The organism is Aeromicrobium sp. (assembly GCF_036675695.1).
Taxonomy (GTDB): domain Bacteria; phylum Actinomycetota; class Actinomycetes; order Propionibacteriales; family Nocardioidaceae; genus Aeromicrobium.
Window position 1 is genome coordinate 1 of the sequence record NZ_JAKFEL010000112.1, and the last position, 8,046, is coordinate 8,046.

Below are 8,046 nucleotides of genomic sequence, written 5' to 3' on the forward strand. Positions count from 1 at the left end.
CCTGCACACGCTGTTCACCGAGATCGGTCCCGCCATGGCGACCCGTCCCGGCGGCTACACGCGCATCACGAAGGTCGCGCCGCGCAAGGGCGACAACGCCCCCATGGCCGTCATCGAGATCGTTGAAGCCAAGACGTTCGCTGCTCAGAACCAGGCTCCCAAGAAGCCCAAGGCTGAGCCGAAGGCTGCAGCACCCGTCGAGGCTCCGGCCGACGAGGCTGAGGTTGTCGAGGCTGACGTCGTCGATGAGGCACCTGTCGCTGACGATGTCGTCACCGAGGCTCCGGCCGAAGAGGTCCTCGAGACCGAAGCGCCCGTTGCTGAGGCTGAGGTCACCGAGGAGGCTCCTGCAGAGGAAGCCGCCGAGGACGACGCCAAGTAGGCAAGCAGTCGTTCAGAAGGCCCGTCACCGCAAGGTGGCGGGCCTTCTGGGTGTCCGTCCGGACCACCTCGTCGGCGTCATCACCTGGTGCACACGATGCATTGTCGCTTTCGGCTTTCTTGATCCTCATCCGTTGATACGATTCAGCGTCGCGCGGACCCAAGGGAGTGGTCGCGCCAAGTCTCGGGATACCCACAATGTCGCTGATTCGACGCTCACTGACCGCTGGCCTCGTGAGCGCACTCGCCATGAGCACCCTTGCTGTCGGCGCTTCTGCCGCCGAGAAGCCCGCCCAACCGCGAGCGGCGAAGGCGAGCCCTTCGATGGCCGCTGGTGTGCTTGTCAAGACGACCACGACCGCCGCGAGTGCCGGCCTGGTCAGGGCTGCCGAGTCAGCACTGCCCCGGGGAGTCGACCTGGGCAAGGCACGCAAGAGCGCGATCGGCGGTCGGACCACGGCGCTTCCGACGTCTCGACGCATGACAGGCGCTGAGGCCGAAGCTGTCGCTGCTGAGCTCCGTGGCCGCAGCGACGTCGTATGGGCGGCCCCGAACTACATCATGACCAAGTCAGCAGATTCGCCCGTGCCGACCAACGACACATACTTCGTTCAGGACAGGGTCCGCGCCGTGTGGGACAAGCGTTCGAAGTACGACACGCGAGTCAAGGCGATCATGGGTTCGTCCAACCAATTCGGTACGGGCGGCTACAGCTCGCGCGCGCCGTACGCCTGGCAGACGACAACGGGCGCCGATCAGGTCGTCGCCGTGATCGACACCGGCATCACTGTTCACCCTGAGCTCCCGGGGTGGAACGGCGTCAATGCGAGCGGCCGCATCCTGCCCGGCTATGACTTCGTCAGCCAGTACACCGACGGAGACTTCACCGAGGACACCGGTCGAGACGGCAATGGATGGGATTCCAATCCCCAGGATGAGGGCGACTGGACGTCGGCCGACTACTGCTACGAAGACGCTCCGTCGGAAACCAGCTCCTGGCACGGCACACATGTGGCCGGAATCCTTGGTGCGGAGAGGGACAACTCGCAGGGCATCGTCGGAGTAGCGCCATCGGTCAGCATTCTCCCGGTGCGAGTTCTGGGCATGTGCGGAGGAACGACCGAAGACATCATCGCTGGCATCAGGTGGTCAGCGGGCCTCGCGGTAGGCGGCGTACCGCTCAACCCCAACCCGGCCGACGTCATCAACCTGTCGCTGGGTGGCTACGCCGTTGATGCTGACGACGACTTCCTTTCGTGTCAGACAGCGACGCCCGCATACGTCGAGGCGATCGCAGCTGCCAGAGCGCAGGGAGCAGTGGTAGTCGCAGCGGCCGGCAACGAGGGCTGGAGTCTCAGCACCCACCCCGCGCTTCCTGCCACCTGCCCCGGCGTGATCGCGGTCGGCGCGACAAGCGAGTACGGCGACCGGGCGGGCTACCGCAACGCAAGCGGCACGAAGAGCGTCTATTCCAACTACGGATCCGCCGTGGACATCTCGGCACCCGGCGGCGACCTCTACTGGGACGACCGCGGCATCATGTCCGCAAGCAACGTCGGCGCTGGTACGCCGAATACCCCTTGGTATGACGAATACATCGGCACGAGTATGGCGGCACCCGTGGTGTCTGCGAGCGCGGCGCTGATCAAGTCGCTCGGCGAGTTCACCCCAGTCGAGACGGAAGCGGCGCTCAAGGCCGCAGTGCTGGCGTTCCCGACCAAATGGGCATCGAGCCGGTTCAAGCCGTGCACGACGTCACTGTGCGGCAAGGGAATCATCAACCTGAGCAAGCTTCCGGTTCCGATTAGCGGAGCGTCGATCAGCGGCGATATCGCTGTTGGTGAACCGCTGACCGCGGCTCCTGGCACCTGGAACGCGCTGCCGACGTCGCTCAAGTACCAGTGGCTGCGCGACGATGCACCGATCCCTGGCGCGACCACCACGAGTTATCTGGTGAGCCCAGACGACGTCGACCACCGACTCTCGGTGCGTGTCTCGCCGGCGACAGGTGTGTTCGCCCCGGTCACCGCGACCTCACCGGAGACAGTTGTCGTTCCCGACGGTCCTGACGTCACGCTGACCGGATTGCCCGCCACAGCGAAGTATGGAGAAACCTCGACGGCCACGGTGACCGTCGGCGGCGTCGAGGCCGGTGGCACTGTCGAGCTGCGTCGGGGTTCGACAGTGCTCGGCTCTGGGGTCACCGACGAGCTCGGTGTGGCAACAATCGACGTTCCGGGCACCAGCTGGGCGATCGGGTCCAACACGATCCGCGCTGCATATGTGGACCCGGTTGCCCCTGCTTCGTCGGTTCCCACGGTGGTTACCGTCGCCAAGGCAACGTCATCGATCGCTTGGACCCTTCCGACGAAGGTCAGCACGTCGAGTAAGGCCAAGCTGACCGTGCAGATCGCCGCCCCGGGTGTTCCGGCCAACCAGATCACCGGCACGGTCAAGGTCTTCAAGGGTTCGACACGGATCTACACGTTCTCGATGTTGGCATCGCACAACGGTGCGCGGACGGTCTACCTTCCGAAGATCACGAGGCGGGGCACCTACACGATCAAGGTCAAGTACTACGGCAACAGCTTCGTGCTTGGAAAGACGTCGACGAGCAAGACGCTCAAGGTCTACTAGCGAGTCACTCGCAGGATCCTGAAACCCTTGAGGCTGGCCAACCGTTCGGTTGGCCAGCCTTGAGCGTTCAGCCATCCCTGCAGTGAGTCGGCGCCAAGGTTCTTGGCGACGACCAGGCGGGCCGAACCGTCGGGTGCCAGGCGCGGAAGCCAGGTGAGCATCAGCTCGTGGAGAGCCGCTTTGCCGATGCGGATCGGCGGGTTAGACCAGATCTCGTCGAACACGACGTCGGCGGGCACCTCGTCTGGCAGCGCGGCGTACACGGTGACTCCGAGGCGTTCGGCGTTCGTACGCGTCAGGTCGAGGGCTCGCTCATTCGTGTCGACGGCCCAGACCGTGGCCTCCGGAGCTGCAGTCGCGATCGCGCAGGCGATGGGTCCCCAGCCGCAACCAAGGTCGAGGATCGTGCCGCCGCTGGGAGGCGCGCTGTGCTGCAGGAAGACGGCAGTGGCCTTGTCGAGGCCATCTTGGGCGAAGACGCCACTCGAGGTGGTGAACGTCATCTCGCGGTCCCAGATGCGGGTCGTGATCTCGCGTCGCCGGTCGTCGGAGGATGGCTGCCCGCTGAAGTAGTGATCCGTCACCGCGTCAGTCTTTCAGCACGCTCATGGGTCGCGCTGCTTGCGAACCTTGGCGGGAGCAGCAATGTGCCACGCATCATCGATGAGTTCAGCCACTTCATCGGCGTCGGCGAGGTCGAGGTTGATCAGGATGTAGTTGTAGCCGTCATAGTGCGGAGTCGTGAAGTAGGCGGGGTCGCCGCCTGCGACCAACGCCTCCTTGTCTGAGGTCTTGAGCGCGAATGAGCCGTCTGAGTCGGTACGCAGGCGGCCCATGAGCTTGCCGGCGACCTTGAGTGCCGGTGTGCCGTACGACGTCGACTCCTCGACCTCGGGCAGCTCCGTAGCGAGCGCGACGACCTCTTCCCACTTCATTCGTCACGCCGCCTGCGGGCTTCCTCGGCCCGGACGGCCAGGCCAGCCGCGTCGGGGTAGATGACTTCCTCGAGCACCAGTCCGTGCGGCGGCAGGACCGTCACGCGCGCGTTGCGTTCGGCGTGAGCGAGGACTTCGCCGGCCCAGGTCGGTTCGAAGCGGCCTTCGCCCACTGCGACGAGTACGCCCATGAGCGACCGAACCATCGAGTGACAGAACGCGTCGGCCCGCACTGTGGTCTCGAGCATCGAGTCATTGCGGACGGTGTGAAGGTCGAGCAGCGTACGGATCGTCGTTGCGCCCTTGCGTTTCTTGCAGAACGCTGCGAAGTCGTGGTGGCCGAGCAGGTGGGTTGCCGCTGAGTTCATGGCGTCGACGTCGAGGTGACGTTGCCACCGTACGACCGAGCCCCGCTCCAACGGATCGGGTCCACTGAGGGAGTCGGTGATTCGGTAGATGTAGCGGCGCTCGAGCGCCGCAAACCGGGCATCGAACCCGTCGGCGGCGACGCTGAGGTCTCTGAGGATGATGTCGTCAGGCAGGAGCCGTCGCAGGCGTCGCTCGAGCGCGACTGGGTCAACCTTGTCGAGGTCGACGTGAGCCACCTGACCACGTGCGTGAACGCCCGCGTCAGTGCGTCCTGCACACGTCAACGAGGGATTCTCGGGCATACGGAGGATGGTCGCGATCGCGGTCTCGATCGTGCCCTGGACCGTGCGCAGACCGGGTTGGACGCCCCATCCCTTGAAGTTGGCGCCGTCGTAGGAGAGATCGAGCCGCAGACGCATACGGGTCACGCTATCGGGGACTGGAGCTAAGCCCAGCGCTTCTCTGCGGGAACGAACTCGAGCTGACGGTCGCCGGTGTAGATCTGCTTCGGCCGGGCGATCTTCTGCTCCTTGTCGTCCACCAGCTCGAGCCACTGGGCGAGCCAGCCGGCCGTACGAGGGATGGCGAACAGCACGGTGAACATCTCGGGCGGGAACTGCAGTGCCTCGTAAATCAGACCGGAGTAGAAGTCGACATTCGGGTAGAGCTTGCGGCTGATGAAGTAGTCGTCCTCCAGCGCGATGCGCTCCAGCTCCTGGGCGATCTCCAGCAGCGGGTTGACGCCAGTGACCTCGAAGACGTCGTCGACGGCCTTCTTGATGATCGTCGCGCGCGGGTCGAAGTTCTTGTAGACGCGGTGACCGAAGCCCATGAGCTTCTCGTCACCCTTCTTGACGCCCTCGATGAACGCGGGAATCTTGTCGGGCGTGCCGATGCGCTTGAGCATTTTGAGCACAGCCTCGTTGGCGCCGCCGTGCAGCGGTCCGTACAGCGCGGCAACGCCGGAGCTGACCGCGGAGTAGGGGTCGACCTGCGAGGAGCCGACCGCGCGTACGGCGTTGGTCGAGCAGTTCTGCTCGTGATCGGCGTGCAGGATGAAGAGCACCTCGAGGGCCTTGGCCAGGCGCGGGTCGGGGTTGTACTTCTGCTCGCTCATCTTGAAGAGCATCGACAGGAAGTTCTCCGTGTAGGAGAGGTCGTTGTCGGGGTAGACGTACGGCTTGCCCTGCGCGTGGCGGAACGACCAGGCGCCGAGGGTCGGCATCTTGGCGATCAGGCGTACGACCTGGTCGTGGCGGACCTTCGGGTCGTGGATGTTGCGGGCCTCGGGGTAGAACGTGGACAGCGCGCCGACGCTCGACAGCAGCATGCCCATGGGGTGCGCGTCGTAGCGGAAGCCCTGCAGCTGTGACTTGAGGTTCTCGTGCACGAATGTGTGGAACGTGATCTCGTGCACCCACTTCTCGTGCTGCTCCTGGGTGGGCAGCTCGCCGTGGATCAGCAGGTAGGCCACCTCGAGGAACGTCGAGTTCTCTGCGAGCTGCTCGATGGGGTAGCCGCGGTACTCGAGGATGCCCTTGTCGCCGTCGATGAACGTCACGGCGCTGCGGGTCGAGGCGGTGTTGAGGAAGCCGGGGTCATAGACCGCGAGACCGGGGGTGTCCTCGCCTTTGCCGATCTTGTTGAAGTCGGCAGCCCGTACGGTGCCGTCGGTGATCGGAAGCTCGTACTCCTCGCCCGTACGGTTGTCGCGTACGGTCAGGGTTTGGTTGTCGGTCACGATGGGTCTCCTGTGACGTGTGCTCTGTTGTTTCAAGAGAATGCGGCGTCGCGGGGTGGTGCAACGCTCTCCTAACTTAGTGCCGCCGCAGAAGTCGCGCTCTGGCGGGTCTGGACGTATCAGGACAGCAGAGCGATCAGTTGGGCGCGGATGTGGGGCCACAGATCGGTTAAGGGGCGAGGCCCTGTGCCGCTGCTCAGGCGCAGCAGGGCCAGCCCGCGCATCGTTGCCAGCACATGAATCATGTCGTCGGAGAATCCGTCGCGACTCGAGCTCTCGGGCAGGCTGGTGCGGGCTGCTGCGAGGATCGCGGTCGCCACGTTGCGCTCGACGCCGATCAAGCTCTCACGTAGCTCAGGATCAGTCCGCGCCGCGACCCAGAGCTCGAGCGTCGCGTCGAACAACGGGCCCTGGTGCCCCTCCCAAAGAGCGTCAATGCTTGCTTCGGCTGAGGTGGGGCCGGATCCGATCGATTCGATGAACGACTCGACCCGCAGGGTGGCAAGACGGCTGACGGCCGCAGTCACCATGTCGGCGCGATTGCGGAAATAGCGGAGCTGCGCGCCACGAGACACCCCTGCCGCCTCGGCGATGCGTCCCGTCGTCGTTCTGGTGTAGCCGTGCTCGACCAAGCACGTGATGGTTGCGTCGAGCAATGCAGCTCGGGTTGCGGCACGTCGTTCGGCCTGGGTGCTTGGCCGTCGTGAGGCGACCTCGGATGTCGTCATATCTCGACGGTACAGCCCGAAACGTGGAAAGATGCACATGTGCATCCATCTTTGCTGCGGCTGAGCGCCGTGATCGCGCTCGTGCTTGCGTTGGTCCCTGCGCCGGCGCTGTCCGCCGAGGGAACCGATGGAACGACGTCGACCGGATCGGTGGGTCAGAGCCTGTCCAAGTACCCCTACAGGGTCTATGTGCCGGCGTCCTATCAGCCGGGTGCGAAGGTTCCGCTGGTCGTGATGGTCCACGGTTGCCAGACCTCGGCCGAGCAGCAGCAGAACGCCAGTCTGATAGATCAGGTCGCCGATCGCGAAGGGTTCATCGTCCTCTATCCGGACGTCAATCCCGTTGAGGCGAACCAGCCTGGGCCGCTTCGCAACTGCTGGCAGTTCCCCCTCCCGACAACGTGGAACCGCGGCCTGAGCGATCCGTACGCCATTGCCACGATGACCCAGCGAGTCATGACCGAGTGGTCCGTCGACCCCGAGCGGGTCTACATCGCCGGTATGTCGGCAGGCGCGTTCATGACCTCGATCATGGCGGCGACGTACCCCGAGCTGTACGCGGCGGTTGCGATCAACGCAGGCGGCGCCTACGCCGACGGGACATGTCTCGGGGTGCCGTCCGTGGTTCCTGTCACGTTGCTGGCCGAGCTGGCGCATCTGCAGATGGGCAAGCGAGCGCGAGTCATCCCGCGGCTCGCGATGGGCGGCGACGCGGACCAGGGCGTACCGCCCGCCTGTGTCAACAAGGCGCTTGACCAAGGACTGCGCACCAACAATCTTGTTCTCGGCAACAGTCAGACCTCTCCGATCTCGTTGACCCCGAACTCGATTCGTGAGATCGCGCCTGCGGCTCCTGGCGACTACCCATCAACCGTGTCGACCTATCTCGACCCAGCCGATTGTGTGATCGGTGAGCGCTGGCTCATCCACGGCATGAACCACTTCTGGCCCGGTGGGACGACCGACCCGAAATACAAGAGCTTCACAGATCCCAAGGGACCGAATGGTGCTGAGGTCATTTGGTCGTTCTTCGAGCGCTTCACCAAGTCTGGTGCCTCGCAACCGTGCGCGTAGGGTCGAGCGTCGCGCCTCTGGGCGCAGCGTCCAGCCCCGTTTTGACCCAAGTACGTCTCGGCAGTTAACCTTGGGTGTTGTGTCTCCACTGGCTGATGCCGTGGGATCGACCGCCGAAACATCGAATCAAGACTCAATCCAAGAACGAGAAGGTCACGCCGTGCGCACGTTCAGCCCCAAG

The 8,046-nt window shown here is 64.5% G+C and carries 8 protein-coding genes; 3 read left to right on the top strand and 5 right to left on the bottom strand.

The window, feature by feature from the left end; genetic code table 11:
- Positions 1-382, top strand: a 382-nt coding sequence (locus V6M39_RS07195; protein WP_332643110.1) for a bL17 family ribosomal protein, incomplete at its 5' end; no start/stop codon positions are given.
- A gap of 248 nt (positions 383-630) precedes the next feature.
- Positions 631-3,018 carry a S8 family serine peptidase gene (locus tag V6M39_RS07200; RefSeq protein WP_332643111.1) on the top strand — a complete coding sequence of 796 codons (2,388 nt, stop codon included), beginning with the start codon at positions 631-633 and terminating at the stop codon, positions 3,016-3,018.
- Here V6M39_RS07200 and V6M39_RS07205 read toward each other — a convergent pair.
- The 5 genes from V6M39_RS07205 to V6M39_RS07225 form a co-directional block, all read right to left on the bottom strand.
- Entirely contained in the window at positions 3,015-3,602 is a 588-nt protein-coding gene (locus V6M39_RS07205; protein ID WP_332643112.1) for a class I SAM-dependent methyltransferase, read from the bottom strand. The genes V6M39_RS07200 and V6M39_RS07205 overlap by 4 nt on opposite strands.
- Before the next feature lie 21 nt (positions 3,603-3,623).
- Entirely contained in the window at positions 3,624-3,953 is a 330-nt protein-coding gene (locus V6M39_RS07210; protein ID WP_332643113.1) for an MmcQ/YjbR family DNA-binding protein, read from the bottom strand.
- On the bottom strand, positions 3,950-4,741 hold the full coding sequence (gene truA, locus V6M39_RS07215; RefSeq protein ID WP_332643114.1) for a tRNA pseudouridine(38-40) synthase TruA: 792 nt from the start codon (positions 4,739-4,741) through the stop codon (positions 3,950-3,952). The genes V6M39_RS07210 and truA overlap by 4 nt, the downstream gene beginning before the upstream one ends.
- 26 nt (positions 4,742-4,767) lie before the next feature.
- Positions 4,768-6,063 carry a citrate synthase gene (locus tag V6M39_RS07220; RefSeq protein WP_332643115.1) on the bottom strand — a complete coding sequence of 432 codons (1,296 nt, stop codon included), beginning with the start codon at positions 6,061-6,063 and terminating at the stop codon, positions 4,768-4,770.
- A 119-nt stretch (positions 6,064-6,182) separates the two neighbouring features.
- Positions 6,183-6,791: a TetR/AcrR family transcriptional regulator gene (locus V6M39_RS07225; protein ID WP_332643116.1), complete on the bottom strand. Its 609-nt coding sequence runs from the start codon at positions 6,789-6,791 to the stop codon at positions 6,183-6,185.
- 39 nt (positions 6,792-6,830) lie between these two features.
- On the opposite strand from V6M39_RS07225, the gene V6M39_RS07230 reads away from it, so the two are divergent.
- Complete coding sequence (locus tag V6M39_RS07230; protein ID WP_332643117.1) at positions 6,831-7,865, top strand: extracellular catalytic domain type 1 short-chain-length polyhydroxyalkanoate depolymerase; 1,035 nt, start codon at positions 6,831-6,833, stop codon at positions 7,863-7,865.
- The last annotated feature ends 181 nt before the right edge of the window (positions 7,866-8,046 follow it).